We start from the raw sequence: 14,718 nt of genomic DNA on the forward strand, positions 1-14,718 counted from the left end.
TTGTATGGAAAAGAATTGGTATGTGGTGCACACATATTCCGGCTATGAAAACAAAGTAAAAACAAACTTGGAGAAGCGATTAGACTCCATGGGTATGCAGGACAAGATCTTTCGTGTAATGGTGCCGATGGAGGAAGAAATCGAGCATAAAGATGGAAAGAAAAAGACTGTCATGCGTAAAGTTTTCCCTGGTTATGTACTTGTGGAGATGGTGATGACTGATGACTCGTGGTATGTTGTTCGTAATACTCCAGGTGTGACTGGCTTTGTCGGTTCTGCTGGTGCAGGCTCCAAACCAACTCCTCTCTTGCCAGATGAAGTCCAAGCCATTCTTAAGCAAATGGGAGTCGAAGAAGCTCAAGCAATCGTTGATTTTGCACTTGGTGAAAGTGTGAAAGTAATCGAAGGGCCATTTGAAAATTTAGTTGGTGAGATCGAAGGCATAGATGCAGATCGAGAAAAGCTAAAAGTATTAGTGGATATGTTTGGTAGAGATACACCTGTGGAGCTTGATTTTGGACAGGTGGAAAAACTTTAACAAACAAAAAAACTTTTCTTTTGCGTTATATTATGTTATTTTAATAGATGTTTGCCTGATCGGTTTTTTGTTACCGTGGGAGGGTGAAACCCGCGACCCTATATCCCCATAATTTTATGGGAAGGGCTACCACATTTGAAGGAGGTAAGAAGCATGGCCAAAAAAGTGATTAAAGTGGTCAAGCTACAAATCCCAGCTGGAAAAGCAAATCCAGCACCACCTGTTGGGCCTGCTCTAGGTCAAGCTGGTGTTAACATCATGGGCTTTTGTAAAGAGTTTAACGCACGTACTTCAGAACAAGCTGGTCTAATTATTCCAGTAGTAATTACTGTTTATGAAGATCGTTCTTTTACATTTGTGACTAAAACCCCACCAGCTGCAGTACTTTTGAAAAAAGCAGCAGGGGTTGAGTCAGGTTCCGGCGAGCCAAACCGAAACAAAGTGGCTACACTTTCACGTGATAAAGTTCGTGAGATCGCTGAAACGAAAATGCCAGATTTAAATGCAGCTGATGTTGAAGCAGCTATGCGCATGGTTGAAGGTACGGCACGTAGCATGGGTATTGTTATCAAAGACTGATGATCCAGCCGCGTATCATTAGTCTGGTGGGAGGATTTTCCGCTATCACCACATTAGGAGGTTATGAAAGTGGCAAAACATGGGAAAAAATATCAAGAAGCGATCCAAAAAGTAGATCGTGAAAAAGTTTATGAACCAGTCGAAGCATTGGAACTGGTAAAATCTATTTCTGCTGCTAAGTTTGACGAAACAGTAGAAGCTGCATTCCGCCTTGGAATTGACACGAAAAAAGCGGATCAGCAAGTAAGAGGGGCAGTGGTTTTACCTCACGGAACAGGGAAAACCAAACGTGTACTTGTATTTGCAAAAGGGGAAAAAGCGAAAGAAGCAGAAGCTGCTGGAGCTGATTTTGTTGGAGACGAAGAGCTAGTTGGCAAAGTCCAAAAAGGATGGCTTGAGTTTGATGTAGTAGTAGCTACTCCTGACATGATGGGACAAGTTGGCCGTCTTGGACGAATCCTTGGACCAAAAGGTCTCATGCCTAACCCAAAAACAGGTACCGTGACATTTGAAGTAGAAAAAGCAGTTAATGAGATCAAAGCTGGTAAAATTGAATATCGTGCAGATAAAGCCGGAAATATTCATGCAGCAATCGGGAAAGTGTCTTTCTCCACTGAGCAACTTTCCGAAAACTTGCAAGCTTTGTCTGATGCACTCGCAAAAGCAAAACCAGCTGCTGCAAAAGGAACCTATATGAAGAACATCAGCGTTTCTTCCACTATGGGCCCTGGTGTTCAAGTGAGTTCTTCTACATTAACCGCTCGTTAATCGGCAAATGAACTGTTCTAACAAAATAAGAAGATGATTCTATCTTTCTTACCGTAGACAGTAGGTGCGCAATAGCGCTTAATTTCCTACCGAGGTGAAAGCCACTGGCCTTCGTCCGTCTGCGAAGGCTATTTCTTTTGCCTGTAAGTCTGCGCTTACGAATTTTACTCCACCCGAGGAGGTGTCTTGAATGTCTAAAGTACTTGAGAAAAAACAACAAGTAGTAGCTGAGGTAAAAGAAAAATTGAGCGCTAGTGTGAGTACAGTGGTAACTGATTATCGTGGTCTTTCTGTTGCAGAGGTAACAGAACTGCGCAAACAGTTGCGAGAAGCTGGTGTAGAATATCAAGTATTGAAAAATACATTGGTACGTCGTGCGACTGGAGAAGCTGGACTTGCTGAAATGGATCAATTTCTTTCTGGGCCTACTGCTATCGCGTTTAGTAAAGAAGATGTAGTTGCTCCTGCAAAAGTCCTCCATAACTTTGCAAAAGAGCACAAAAATCTTGAAATCAAAGGCGGTATCATAGAAGGTGCAGTAGTTGGACCTGACAAAGTAAAAGAGATCGCTTCTCTGCCATCTCGCGAAGGTCTGCTTTCTATGCTTCTTTCCGTACTACAAGCTCCAGTGCGCAACTTTGCTTATGTTGTAAAGGCAGTTGCAGAACAACAGGAGCAGCCAGAAGCTGCTTCTGCAGAGTAGTAGCGTGAAAGATAGTTTTCTGCTAGCAAAATTATTGAATTAAAATTACAAATCAAATCTGATAAATATATTGGGAGGTTCTACCATGTCTAACGAACAAATCTTAGAAGCGGTAAAGAACATGACCGTTCTAGAATTAAACGAATTGGTAAAAGCAATTGAAGAAGAGTTTGGAGTAACTGCAGCAGCACCTGTTGTACAAGGTGGCGGCGGCGGTGGAGCTGAAGGCGCTGTTGAGAAAACTGAATTTGATGTAATTCTAACAAGCGCTGGTTCCTCCAAAGTTGGAGTTATCAAAGCAGTACGTGGAATTACTGGTCTTGGTTTGAAAGAAGCAAAAGCTCTTGTAGATGGTGCTCCATCTCCAGTTAAAGAGGGAGTATCCAAAGAAGACGCTGACAAAATCAAAGAAGAACTCGAAGCTGCTGGTGCTAGCGTTGAAGTGAAGTAAGATAATGGACTCGCCGAATACTGGCGAGTCTATTTTTCCTATTGGGGGGATCACGTGTCTAATCATTACTATTCTTCGAAACCAGAATCAAAGCATGAAAATAGGTGGATTAAAGCGCAGTTGTGTGGGAATGAACTATCTTTCCAATCGGATGCTGGTGTCTTCTCTAAAAAAGGAATAGATTTTGGTAGTAGATTATTGATCGAATCCACCCAGCTAACAGGTGAAGAACATATTTTAGATTTAGGATGCGGCTATGGTCCTGTTGGTATCGCACTTGCAAAAGCCTATCCTTCTTTAAAAGTGCAGATGGTTGATATAAATGAGCGGGCTACTGTTTTGGCAAAAGAAAACGCTCGGATTAATCAAGTTTTGAGTCAAATTGCCGTAAAAGTAAGTGATGGATTCGAACAATTAAATGATCAAAAATTTGATGCGATTTTATGTAACCCTCCGATTCGAGTGGGAAAAGCCTTTGTCTATCAATTATTTCAACAAGCGCGAAAACACCTATCAGATAACGGCGCTCTATGGCTCGTAATCCGAAAACAACAAGGTGCAGCTTCTGCAAAAGAGGAGCTAGTTCGATTATATGATCACGTTGAGCAAGTAACACAGAAAAAAGGTTATTGTATATTTCTTGCAAAAAACAATTGACACGTATAATTGCTTGTGCTAGTGTTATAACTTGCAGAAATCCTTTTGGAATGTTAAACAGTTTTGTGTTGGTTTATTTTTCCTATTTCTTGGCTATGATAGGTTAATAGGTTTTTATTTTGGTATCATCTATGGTATTTTTTTACTCATTTCTTTTGGTTCTCTTGGATAGGCTTATGAGGGGGGAGCTCGATTTGCTAGGTAAACTTGTCCAGTACGGTCGACGTAAACGAAGAAGTTACGCTCGAATTAATGAAATACTAGAGTTGCCAAATCTGATAGAAATCCAACAACAATCATACGAGTGGTTTCTAGAAGAAGGGCTGCGTGAAATGTTTCAAGATATTTCTCCAATTGAGGATTTTACGGGGAATTTGGTTCTTGAATTCATTGATTACAAATTAGGCGAACCAAAGTATAACTTGGAGGAGGCAAAGGACCACCAAGTTACTTATGCTGCTCCATTACGTGTAAAAGTGCGTCTCATCAACAAAGAGACAGGCGAAGTAAAAGAACAAGAAGTATTTATGGGTGACTTTCCTTTGATGACAGAGACAGGCACCTTTATTTACAATGGGGCAGAACGTGTTATCGTCAGCCAGCTTGTTCGTTCACCTAGTGTGTATTATAGCACGAAATTAGACAAGAATGGGAAACCAACTTATACTGCCACAGTAATTCCAAATCGTGGCGCATGGCTGGAACTGGAGACAGATGCGAAGGATATTATTTATGTTCGGATAGACCGTACCAGAAAGATCCCTGTAACGGTTCTTTTGCGCGCTTTAGGATATAGTTCAGATGCGGAAATTATTGATCTTCTTGGGGAAGATGAATATATTCGCAATACACTCGATAAAGACAATACAGGAAATACAGAAAAGGCACTCATTGAGATATATGAACGTCTGCGTCCTGGAGAGCCTCCAACAGCAGAAAATGCTCGTGACCTGTTATATTCTCGTTTCTTTGACCCGAAACGCTACGATCTTGCGAATGTTGGACGCTATAAAATGAATAAAAAGCTACATATCAAAAATCGACTTCTCAATCAAAAACTAGCAGAGCATATCGTAGATAGCGAGACTGGCGAGGTATTGGCAGAAGCAGGTCAATTATTAGAAAGACGTTTATTAGATAAAGTAATCCCTTATCTAGTAGGTGAAACACCATTTGGACTACAAGAATATACCGTTCGAGGTGGAGTTCAAATGGAGCCAAAAGCAACAGAAGGTTTGGTTCGCCTACAATCTGTAAATATTCACTCTGCTACGAATGATGATCAAATAATCAAAGTTATTTCCAATGCAGAAGTAGATCAAGAGATCAAACATATTACACCAGCAGACATCATTGCATCTATCAACTACTTTATCAATCTCCTTCATGGGGTTGGTTTGACCGATGATATCGACCATCTTGGTAATCGTCGTATTCGTTCAGTTGGAGAGCTCCTGCAAAACCAATTCCGTATCGGTTTATCTCGGATGGAGCGTGTAGTGAAAGAAAGAATGTCCATCCAAGATGCAAATGCAATTACGCCACAGGCGTTAATCAATATCCGCCCAGTGATTGCTTCAATAAAAGAGTTTTTTGGTAGCAGTCAGTTGTCTCAGTTTATGGACCAAACAAACCCATTAGCAGAGTTGACCCACAAACGTAAGCTATCTGCTTTAGGACCTGGTGGACTTACTCGGGAACGTGCGGGGATGGAAGTTCGTGACGTTCACCACTCTCACTATGGCAGAATGTGTCCTATTGAAACACCTGAGGGACCTAACATTGGTTTGATTAACTGTCTATCTACTTATGCACGAATTAATAAATTTGGTTTTATTGAAACACCATATCGCCGTGTAGATGCAGAAACAGGTCAAGTGACGAGCAAGATTGATTACTTAACTGCAGATGAAGAAGATAACTACTATGTAGCTCAGGCGAATGCACAGATTGATGAAGAAGGTAACTTTCTCCAAGATTCCGTGACCGTTCGTTATCGGGATGAAACGATTGCTGTGCCAAAAGATCGTGTTGACTACATGGATGTTTCTCCTAAACAGGTAGTTTCAGTTGCTACAGCATGTATTCCATTTTTAGAAAACGATGACTCTAACCGTGCTCTGATGGGGTCTAACATGCAACGTCAAGCTGTACCACTCCTAAAACCAGAAGCTCCATTTATCGGTACTGGTATGGAGTATAAATCTGCAGTGGATTCAGGTGTTATGATTCTAGCTCGCCGTTCTGGTGTAGTTGAAAGAGTTACAGCAGATGAAATCTTGGTTCGTCATGAAGCAGAAGTCGATGGTCGATTGGTAAAAGGTGACTTGGATCGTTATCGTTTGAGCAAGTTTATCCGTTCTAACCAAGGTACTTCTGTCAACCAGCGCCCAGTTGTTAAAGCGGGAGAGCGTGTTAAGGTTGGAGCTACACTTGCTGATGGTCCTTCTACGGAACAAGGAGAAATGGCACTAGGACGAAATGTAGTCGTTGCATTCATGACTTGGGAAGGTTACAACTACGAAGATGCGATTCTCTTAAGTGAAAAGCTAGTAAAAGAAGATGTTTATACTTCCATTCACATCGAAAAACATGAATCAGAAGCAAGAGACACGAAACTTGGGCCAGAAGAGATCACCAGAGATATTCCTAATGTTGGGGAAGAAGCATTGAAAAACCTCGATGAACGTGGAATTATCCGTGTCGGTGCAGAGATCAAAGCTGGTGACATCTTAGTTGGGAAAGTAACTCCTAAAGGTGTAACCGAACTGACTGCGGAAGAACGTCTATTACATGCAATCTTTGGCGAGAAAGCACGTGAAGTTCGGGATACTTCCTTGCGTGTACCTCACGGTCAAGATGGAATCATAGTGGATGTCAAAGTATTTACCCGGGAAAATGGAGATGAACTGCCACCTGGTGTAAATCAACTTGTGCGTGTTTATATCGCTCAGAAGAGAAAGATCTCCGAAGGAGATAAAATGGCTGGCCGTCACGGAAATAAAGGGGTTATTGCCCGGATCATGCCAGAAGAAGATATGCCATTCTTGCCCGATGGTACGCCAGTTGAAGTCGTACTTAATCCACTTGGAGTTCCATCACGGATGAACATCGGACAGGTTTTAGAAGTGCACCTCGGAATGGCTGCAAAAACATTAGGCTTGCATATTGCGACTCCAGTATTTGATGGCGCTCATGAGAGTGATGTATTTGAAACACTTGTAGAAGCGGGTCTGAATGCAGACGGAAAATTTGTTCTTTATGACGGACGTACTGGTGAGCCGATGGAAAACCGTGTTACAGTCGGTGTGATGTACATGATCAAACTGGCACACATGGTAGACGATAAAATCCATGCTCGTTCCACTGGACCATACTCCCTTGTTACGCAGCAGCCACTTGGTGGTAAAGCGCAATTTGGTGGACAACGTTTTGGGGAGATGGAGGTATGGGCACTTGAGGCGTATGGTGCTGCTTATACCTTGCAAGAAATTTTGACAGTGAAGTCGGATGATGTGGTAGGCCGTGTCAAAACATATGAATCTATCGTCAAAGGTGAAAATGTTCCAGAGCCAGGTGTTCCTGAGTCCTTTAAAGTATTGATTAAAGAACTTCAGAGTCTTGGAATGGATGTCAAGATTTTGGCCGAAAACGAAGAAGAGATCGAAATGCGTGAGCTAGATGATGAAGATGAGCCCTCTAGCGATCGACTTGGTTTTGAACTGGATGAGCAGGAAACTCGCTCTACCATGGAATCCTAAGGGAGGAATAGCCCGATGCTCGATGTTAATAACTTCGAATATATGAAAATAGGTTTAGCCTCTCCTGAAAAGATCCGGTCTTGGTCTCGTGGGGAGGTCAAAAAACCAGAAACAATCAACTACAGAACATTAAAACCTGAAAAAGAAGGGTTGTTCTGTGAGAAAATTTTTGGTCCACAAAAAGACTGGGAGTGTCATTGCGGAAAGTACAAACGTGTTCGGTACAAAGGTGTAGTCTGTGACCGATGCGGTGTAGAAGTTACTCGTGCAAAAGTACGTCGTGAACGTATGGGACATATCGAGCTGGCTGCTCCTGTTTCACATATTTGGTATTTCAAAGGCATTCCAAGCCGTATGGGATTGGTATTGGATATGTCACCACGGTCTTTGGAGGAAGTTATCTATTTCGCTTCTTATGTAGTCGTAGATGCAGGTGCTACTCCTCTCGAAAAGAAACAACTGTTGTCAGAAAAAGAATTTCGTAGTTACCGTGAAAAATATGGCAATGGTTTTGTAGCCATGATGGGAGCAGAGGCGATCAAACGCCTTCTTGCTTCAATCGATCTCGATAAAGAAGTCGAACAACTAAAGGAAGAACTGGAAACAGCACAAGGGCAGCGCCGCAATCGTGCGGTAAAACGTTTGGAAGTGTTGGAAGCATTTCGTTCATCTGGCAATAGCCCAGATTGGATGATCATGGATGTACTTCCTGTTATACCACCAGAAATTCGCCCTATGGTTCAACTAGATGGTGGTCGTTTTGCTACTTCTGACTTGAATGATTTGTACCGCCGAGTTATCAACCGGAACAATCGATTGAAACGTCTTTTAGACCTTGGTGCGCCAGATATTATCGTGCAAAACGAAAAGCGTATGCTACAAGAAGCGGTAGATGCTCTAATCGACAATGGTCGTCGTGGACGTCCAGTTACAGGTCCAGGGAACAGACCATTGAAATCTTTATCTCATATGCTCAAAGGGAAACAGGGTCGTTTTCGTCAAAACTTATTGGGTAAACGGGTTGACTATTCCGGACGTTCCGTTATTGTAGTAGGGCCTAACCTCAAAATGTACCAGTGCGGTCTACCAAAAGAGATGGCTTTGGAACTATTTAAGCCATTTGTGATGAAAGAGTTAGTAGCCAAAGGACTAGCTCATAATATCAAGAGTGCGAAACGGAAAGTAGAGAGAATACATCCAGAAGTTTGGGATGTTTTAGAAGAAGTCATCAAAGAACACCCTGTACTCTTAAATCGTGCTCCAACCCTTCACCGCTTAGGTATTCAAGCATTTGAACCCATTTTGGTCGAAGGTAGAGCGATTCGCCTGCATCCGCTCGTCTGTACGGCTTATAATGCTGACTTTGACGGTGACCAAATGGCTGTACACGTTCCATTGTCGGCAGAAGCTCAAGCAGAAGCTCGACTTTTGATGTTAGCAGCACAAAACATCCTGAATCCAAAAGACGGAAAACCTGTTGTTACTCCTTCGCAAGATATGGTATTAGGTTGTTACTACCTAACCATACAGAAAACAGGTGAAAAAGGCGAAGGTACTGTATTCTACTCTATAGCAGAAGCAATCAGTGCATATCATCATGGATATGTCACCTTGCATACTCGAATTGCTATTCCAGTAAAATCACTTAACAAAACGACTTTTACGGAGAAACAACAATCATCTTTGCTCGTAACAACACCAGGTAAATTAATTTTCAATGAAATTTTGCCAGAGAATTTTCCATATATTAATGAACCTGGTAAGAATAACTTTACTGCGACTCCTGAAAAATATTTCATCTATGATAAAGGAGTAAATATCCCTGAGTTTATTCAAAAATTGGATGAGCCTGGTGCATTGACTAAAAAGGATCTAGGTGCCATTATCGCAGAATGTTTCCGCCGTTTTGGTACCATGATGACATCTGTCATTTTAGACCGTGTAAAAGCACTTGGATATTCTTATTCGACCAAAGCAGGGATTACAATGTCTGTATCAGACGTTATGGTTCCAGAAGCGAAGAAGGATATTTTGGCAGAAGCGGAAGACCAAGTGAAAACAGTTATGAAGCAATATCGTCGTGGTTTGATCACGGATGATGAACGTTATGAGCGTGTTATCTCCATTTGGAGTAAAGCAAAAGATCGTATCACAGAAGTATTGATGGGCAACATGGGTAGATACAACCCAATTTATATGATGGCTCACTCTGGTGCGCGAGGTAACGTTTCTCAGATTACCCAGCTTGCAGGGATGCGTGGTTTGATGGCCAACCCAGCCGGTAAAATTATCGAACAACCTATTCGTACCAACTTTCGTGAAGGTCTGACTGTATTGGAATATTTCATTTCTACTCACGGTGCGAGGAAAGGTCTAGCGGATACTGCCTTACGTACTGCTGACTCTGGTTATTTGACAAGACGATTGGTTGATGTTGCTCAAGATGTTATCGTACGGGATGAGGATTGTGGTACGGATAAAGGATTGCTCGTGAAACGAATCCATGATGGCAATGAAATTATCGAAGATTTATACGATCGCATTGTCGGGCGTGTTAGTTTCCAAACCGTTCGCCATCCTGAAACGGATCATGTGATCATCAATCGCAATGAATTGATCGATGAAGAAACAGCAACTCAAATCATGGAATCTGGTCTTGAAACGGTAGTGATCCGCTCGGTGCTTTCTTGCCGAACCAAACATGGCGTATGTAAAAAATGTTATGGTCGAAATCTAGCACTTGGAACACCAGTAGAGATCGGAGAAGCTGTTGGTATTATTGCGGCTCAATCTATTGGGGAACCAGGAACCCAGTTGACCATGCGTACCTTCCATACTGGAGGGGTTGCAGGGGATGATATCACCCAAGGTCTACCTCGTATTCAAGAGCTTTTTGAAGCCCGAAATCCAAAAGGTCAAGCCATAGTTGCGGAAATCGATGGAAAAATAATCGAAATTCGTGAAGTGAAAGATCGCCGCGAGGTGGAGATCGAGGGAGATGTGGAAAGCAAAACACACACCATTCCATATGGTTCTCGTTTGAAAGTGGTGGAAGGCGACGAAGTGTTTGCTGGAGATGTTCTCACAGAAGGTTCGATCGATCCAAAAGAATTGCTGCGGATCAAAGGTGTGCAGGGTGTTCAAGCGTATATCTTACAAGAAGTACAAAAAGTATACCGCCTCCAAGGGGTAGAAATTAACGATAAGCACGTAGAAGTAATGATCAGACAAATGATGCGGAAAGTTCGTATCACAGATGCTGGAACAACTGACCTACTACCAGGATCTGTAACAGATATCCATGACTACGAAGCGTCGAACAGAAAAACATTATTGGTTGGTGGTGAACCAGCAGTAGCAAGACCTGTTCTTTTAGGTATTACCAAAGCATCCCTAGAAACAGAATCCTTCTTATCTGCTGCTTCATTCCAAGAAACAACCCGTGTTCTTACTGATGCAGCAATTAAAGGAAAAGTAGACCGACTTCTAGGTTTGAAAGAGAATGTCATCATCGGGAAACTTGTACCAGCAGGTACAGGTATGAACCGCTATCGTACATTAGATGTGCAATTGGCGAATGAAGTAGCGGAAACGACTGATGAGAAAGAAACTGTGTTGATAGACTAATCGCAACTAATACACAGAGGTCTAAATCGGGCCTCTGTTCTCTTTTTTTGCTTTAATAATTTTGTTTCATTCTAGTATTGACTTTTGTGTGTCATGATGGTAAGATTTCTCCTGTGCTTGTATGAGTATCACTTTGGAGGGCTGTATCTATGTCTTATGATAAAGTGAGACAAGCAAAAAGGCTCGTTACTGGTGTTAAACAAACGAGAAAAGCGATTGACCGACAACTGGTATCATTTGTCGTATTGGCCGAAGATGCTGATCTCATTCTTACTCACCCTATCCAATCACTCTGTGAGCAAAAGGAAATAGCTTATACATATGTAGCTTCCATGAGGGAGTTAGGTAAAGCTAGTGGGATTCAAGTAGGTACAGCTGCGGTAGCCATTTTGAAAGACTAGAAGATGACTTTAGAGCTTTTATCGTGTAGATGTCGACTATATACGATATATGTTTCTAATGGTTACTCTATTTTTTTCGCAAATTACGATCCACCTGGATCTGTTGTTTTAAATTAAATTCAAATCGAGGGGGTGGAAAGAGATGCCAACAATTAATCAGTTAGTACGCAAAGGACGTAAAAATAAGATCGTAAAGTCCAAATCTCCTGCATTGCAATTGAGCTTTAACAGTTTCCGCAAGGAGAGCACCCCACAAAGTTCACCTCAAAAGCGTGGAGTTTGTACTCGTGTAGGAACGATGACACCTAAAAAACCTAACTCTGCATTACGTAAATATGCTCGTGTTCGTTTGAGCAATGGTATTGAGGTAACTGCTTATATTCCTGGAATAGGTCACAACCTGCAAGAACACTCCGTAGTATTAGTCCGTGGCGGACGTGTAAAAGACCTACCTGGTGTACGTTATCATATCGTTCGTGGTGCATTGGATACCGCAGGTGTACAAAACCGTGGACAAGGTCGTTCCAAATATGGTACAAAACGTGCGAAGAAAAAATAATTCGTTAAAAGTACATCCATAGAGAAAAGGAGGGGAATCCAATGCCACGTAAAGGTCCTGTAGAACGTCGTGATGCATTACCAGATCCAATTTACAACAGCAAACTCGTAACCCGTCTAATCAATCGTCTTATGTACGATGGAGAAAAGGGGAAGGCACAACGTATTCTATATGATGCGTTTGAGTTGATCAAAGATCGTTCTGGAAATGACCCAATGGAAGTATTCGAACAAGCTTTGAAAAACGTCATGCCTGTATTGGAAGTTAAGGCACGCCGTGTTGGTGGTGCTAACTACCAAGTACCAATCGAGGTTAAACCTGAGCGTCGTACAAGTCTAGGACTTCGTTGGTTAGTATCTTATGCACGTCTTCGCAATGAGAAGAGTATGCAAGAACGTCTTGCTAACGAAATCCTTGATGCTGCTAATAACGGTGGTTCAGCTGTCAAGAAGAAAGAAGATACACACCGGATGGCAGAAGCAAACCGTGCGTTTGCTCACTATCGCTGGTAATTTCCTTTCCAAGCTATGCGCTAGGAAAGATCAACTACTGAGGTTATATGAAGGGAGAAGTTTCTCATGGCACGTGAATTCTCCTTGAAAAATACACGAAATATCGGCATCATGGCTCACATCGATGCGGGTAAAACAACCACTACCGAGCGTGTATTGTTTTATACTGGTCGTGTTCATAAGATTGGTGAGGTGCACGAAGGTGCAGCTACCATGGACTGGATGAAACAAGAACAAGAACGTGGAATCACGATTACTTCCGCTGCGACAACTGCACAGTGGAAAGGACATCGGATTAACATTATTGACACTCCGGGGCACGTTGATTTTACCGTAGAGGTAGAGCGTTCCCTTCGTGTATTAGACGGAGCAGTTGGGGTTTTTGACGCAAAAGGCGGAGTAGAACCTCAATCAGAAACAGTTTGGCGTCAAGCGGATCGTTACAATGTACCGCGGATCGCATATATCAACAAAATGGACATCATTGGTGCAGACTTCCTTGGTTCTGTGGAACAAATGAAGGATCGTCTATCCGCGAATGCTGTGCCAATTCAATTACCAATTGGAGCAGAAGATACTTTTCTAGGCATGATCGATTTGATCAACATGAAAGCTATCATCTACACCGATGATCTAGGGACAACTTCAGAAGCAAGAGAAATCCCAGAAGAGTACAAAGAACTAGCAGAAGAGTATCGTTCCAACTTACTCGATGCTGTTGCTGAACTCGATGATGATTTGATGGAGAAGTACCTAGAAGGGGAAGAATTGACCGTAGAAGAGATTAATGCTGCACTTCGTAAAGGAACTTGTGAAGTACAGATTACTCCAGTTCTATGTGGTTCTTCTTACAAAAACAAAGGGGTACAACCACTACTTGATGCAGTAGTAGCTTACCTACCATCTCCACTTGATGTTCCAGCTATCCAAGGGGAACTTCCAGATGGTACTGAGGCAGTACGTCACTCCAGTGACGAAGAGCCTTTCTCTGCTCTTGCATTCAAAATTGCTACAGATCCATTTGTTGGGAAATTGACTTTCTTCCGTGTATACTCTGGTTCCCTTGATTCTGGTTCTTATGTGCAAAACACAACCAAAGGAAAACGGGAACGTGTTGGACGTATCTTACAGATGCATGCTAATACCCGTGAAGAAATTGGAACAGTATTTGCAGGAGATATTGCTGCAGCAGTTGGACTAAAAGTTACTACTACTGGGGATACCCTTTCTGATGAAAAGAATGAAATCATTCTTGAATCTATGACCTTCCCAGAGCCAGTTATCGAAGTTGCGATTGAACCAAAAACAAAAGCAGACCAAGATAAAATGGGTGTAGCACTAGCAAAATTGGCTGAAGAAGATCCTACCTTCCGTACGCATACAGATGAGGATACAGGTCAAACGATTATCGCTGGTATGGGTGAGCTTCATCTTGAGATTATCGTTGACCGTTTGAAAGAAGAGTTTCGAGTTGAAGCAAATGTGGGTGCACCACAAGTAGCTTTCAAAGAAACATTCCGTTCTTCTGCTAGAGTAGAAGGTAAGTTCATTCGTCAGTCTGGTGGTAAAGGTCAATTCGGTCACGTTTGGATTGAGTATGAGCCATTACCAGAAGGTGCTGGATTTGAATTCGTCAATAAAATCGTGGGTGGGGTTGTTCCAAAAGAATACATCCCAGCTGTACAAAAAGGTATTGAGGAATCCATGCTCAACGGAGTTCTCGCCGGATACCAATTGGTAGACGTGCGTGCTACACTAGTTGATGGTTCTTACCACGATGTTGACTCCTCTGAGATGGCATTTAAAATTGCTGGTTCCATGTCTTTGAAAGCTGCAAAAGCTAAATGTAATCCAGTAATCTTAGAGCCAATCATGAGAGTTGAAGTAACTGTACCTGAAGAATACATGGGTGATGTGATGGGTGATGCTAGCTCCCGTCGTGGCCGTGTAGAAGGTATGGAAGCTCGCAGTGGGGCACAAGTTGTTCGTGCAATGGTTCCCCTCGCTGAAATGTTTGGGTATGCTACTAACCTACGTTCCCGTACCCAAGGTCGCGGAGTATTCTCCATGCAGTTCGACCACTTTGAAGAAGTTCCAAAAAGTGTAGCTGAAGAGATTATCAAAAAAGCTACTACTGTATAAATTTAAGAGAATCTAGCAGA

The 14,718-nt window shown here is 42.3% G+C and carries 12 protein-coding genes and 1 other annotated feature; all 12 genes read left to right on the forward strand.

Annotation, left to right across the window (positions count from 1 at the left end):
• The first annotated feature begins 4 nt into the window (after window positions 1-4).
• The 12 genes from nusG to fusA all read left to right on the forward strand — a co-directional run bounded on the left by nusG (window position 5) and on the right by fusA (window position 14,698).
• Window positions 5-538: a transcription termination/antitermination protein NusG gene (nusG, locus tag AC5WOF_RS17345; protein ID WP_496051204.1), complete on the forward strand. Its 534-nt coding sequence runs from the start codon at window positions 5-7 to the stop codon at window positions 536-538.
• Window positions 539-691: 153 nt separating this feature from the next.
• The gene (rplK, locus tag AC5WOF_RS17350) at window positions 692-1,117 is read left to right on the forward strand and encodes a 50S ribosomal protein L11 (RefSeq protein WP_496051280.1); all 426 of its coding nucleotides are present in this window, start codon (window positions 692-694) and stop codon (window positions 1,115-1,117) included.
• A gap of 69 nt (window positions 1,118-1,186) precedes the next feature.
• Entirely contained in the window at window positions 1,187-1,885 is a 699-nt protein-coding gene (gene rplA / locus AC5WOF_RS17355) for a 50S ribosomal protein L1 (protein WP_496051205.1), read from the forward strand.
• A gap of 33 nt (window positions 1,886-1,918) precedes the next feature.
• Window positions 1,919-2,029: a sequence feature (ribosomal protein L10 leader region), on the forward strand.
• 46 nt (window positions 2,030-2,075) lie between these two features.
• Window positions 2,076-2,588, forward strand: coding sequence for a 50S ribosomal protein L10 (gene rplJ, locus AC5WOF_RS17360; protein ID WP_496051206.1), 513 nt, complete (start codon window positions 2,076-2,078; stop codon window positions 2,586-2,588).
• A gap of 85 nt (window positions 2,589-2,673) precedes the next feature.
• On the forward strand, window positions 2,674-3,039 hold the full coding sequence (gene rplL / locus AC5WOF_RS17365; protein ID WP_496051207.1) for a 50S ribosomal protein L7/L12: 366 nt from the start codon (window positions 2,674-2,676) through the stop codon (window positions 3,037-3,039).
• A 54-nt stretch (window positions 3,040-3,093) separates the two neighbouring features.
• Complete coding sequence (locus AC5WOF_RS17370; protein ID WP_496051208.1) at window positions 3,094-3,696, forward strand: class I SAM-dependent methyltransferase; 603 nt, start codon at window positions 3,094-3,096, stop codon at window positions 3,694-3,696.
• Window positions 3,697-3,872: 176 nt separating this feature from the next.
• Entirely contained in the window at window positions 3,873-7,457 is a 3,585-nt protein-coding gene (gene rpoB, locus AC5WOF_RS17375) for a DNA-directed RNA polymerase subunit beta (protein WP_496051209.1), read from the forward strand.
• 15 nt (window positions 7,458-7,472) lie between these two features.
• The gene (rpoC, locus tag AC5WOF_RS17380) at window positions 7,473-11,084 is read left to right on the forward strand and encodes a DNA-directed RNA polymerase subunit beta' (protein ID WP_496051210.1); all 3,612 of its coding nucleotides are present in this window, start codon (window positions 7,473-7,475) and stop codon (window positions 11,082-11,084) included.
• Window positions 11,085-11,233: 149 nt separating this feature from the next.
• Window positions 11,234-11,485: a ribosomal L7Ae/L30e/S12e/Gadd45 family protein gene (locus AC5WOF_RS17385; RefSeq protein WP_496051211.1), complete on the forward strand. Its 252-nt coding sequence runs from the start codon at window positions 11,234-11,236 to the stop codon at window positions 11,483-11,485.
• 142 nt (window positions 11,486-11,627) lie between these two features.
• The gene (rpsL, locus tag AC5WOF_RS17390) at window positions 11,628-12,044 is read left to right on the forward strand and encodes a 30S ribosomal protein S12 (RefSeq protein ID WP_496051212.1); all 417 of its coding nucleotides are present in this window, start codon (window positions 11,628-11,630) and stop codon (window positions 12,042-12,044) included.
• 41 nt (window positions 12,045-12,085) lie between these two features.
• On the forward strand, window positions 12,086-12,556 hold the full coding sequence (gene rpsG, locus AC5WOF_RS17395) for a 30S ribosomal protein S7 (RefSeq protein WP_240876403.1): 471 nt from the start codon (window positions 12,086-12,088) through the stop codon (window positions 12,554-12,556).
• A 66-nt stretch (window positions 12,557-12,622) separates the two neighbouring features.
• Window positions 12,623-14,698, forward strand: coding sequence for an elongation factor G (fusA, locus tag AC5WOF_RS17400; RefSeq protein ID WP_496051213.1), 2,076 nt, complete (start codon window positions 12,623-12,625; stop codon window positions 14,696-14,698).
• Window positions 14,699-14,718 lie beyond the last annotated feature (20 nt).

Source organism: Shimazuella sp. NTD250, assembly GCF_059510375.1.

What these genes read in the sequence shown, in the direction of transcription:
- rpsL (WP_496051212.1), top strand. Translation starts at nt 11,628, where the DNA reads ATGCCAACAATTAATCAGTTAGTACGCAAAGGACGTAAAAATAAGATC.
- rplJ (WP_496051206.1), top strand. Translation starts at nt 2,076, where the DNA reads ATGTCTAAAGTACTTGAGAAAAAACAACAAGTAGTAGCTGAGGTAAAA.
- rpoB (WP_496051209.1), top strand. Translation starts at nt 3,873, where the DNA reads ATGAGGGGGGAGCTCGATTTGCTAGGTAAACTTGTCCAGTACGGTCGA.
- fusA (WP_496051213.1), top strand. Translation starts at nt 12,623, where the DNA reads ATGGCACGTGAATTCTCCTTGAAAAATACACGAAATATCGGCATCATG.
- AC5WOF_RS17385 (WP_496051211.1), top strand. Translation starts at nt 11,234, where the DNA reads ATGTCTTATGATAAAGTGAGACAAGCAAAAAGGCTCGTTACTGGTGTT.
- rpoC (WP_496051210.1), top strand. Translation starts at nt 7,473, where the DNA reads ATGCTCGATGTTAATAACTTCGAATATATGAAAATAGGTTTAGCCTCT.
- nusG (WP_496051204.1), top strand. Translation starts at nt 5, where the DNA reads ATGGAAAAGAATTGGTATGTGGTGCACACATATTCCGGCTATGAAAAC.
- rplK (WP_496051280.1), top strand. Translation starts at nt 692, where the DNA reads ATGGCCAAAAAAGTGATTAAAGTGGTCAAGCTACAAATCCCAGCTGGA.
- rpsG (WP_240876403.1), top strand. Translation starts at nt 12,086, where the DNA reads ATGCCACGTAAAGGTCCTGTAGAACGTCGTGATGCATTACCAGATCCA.
- rplL (WP_496051207.1), top strand. Translation starts at nt 2,674, where the DNA reads ATGTCTAACGAACAAATCTTAGAAGCGGTAAAGAACATGACCGTTCTA.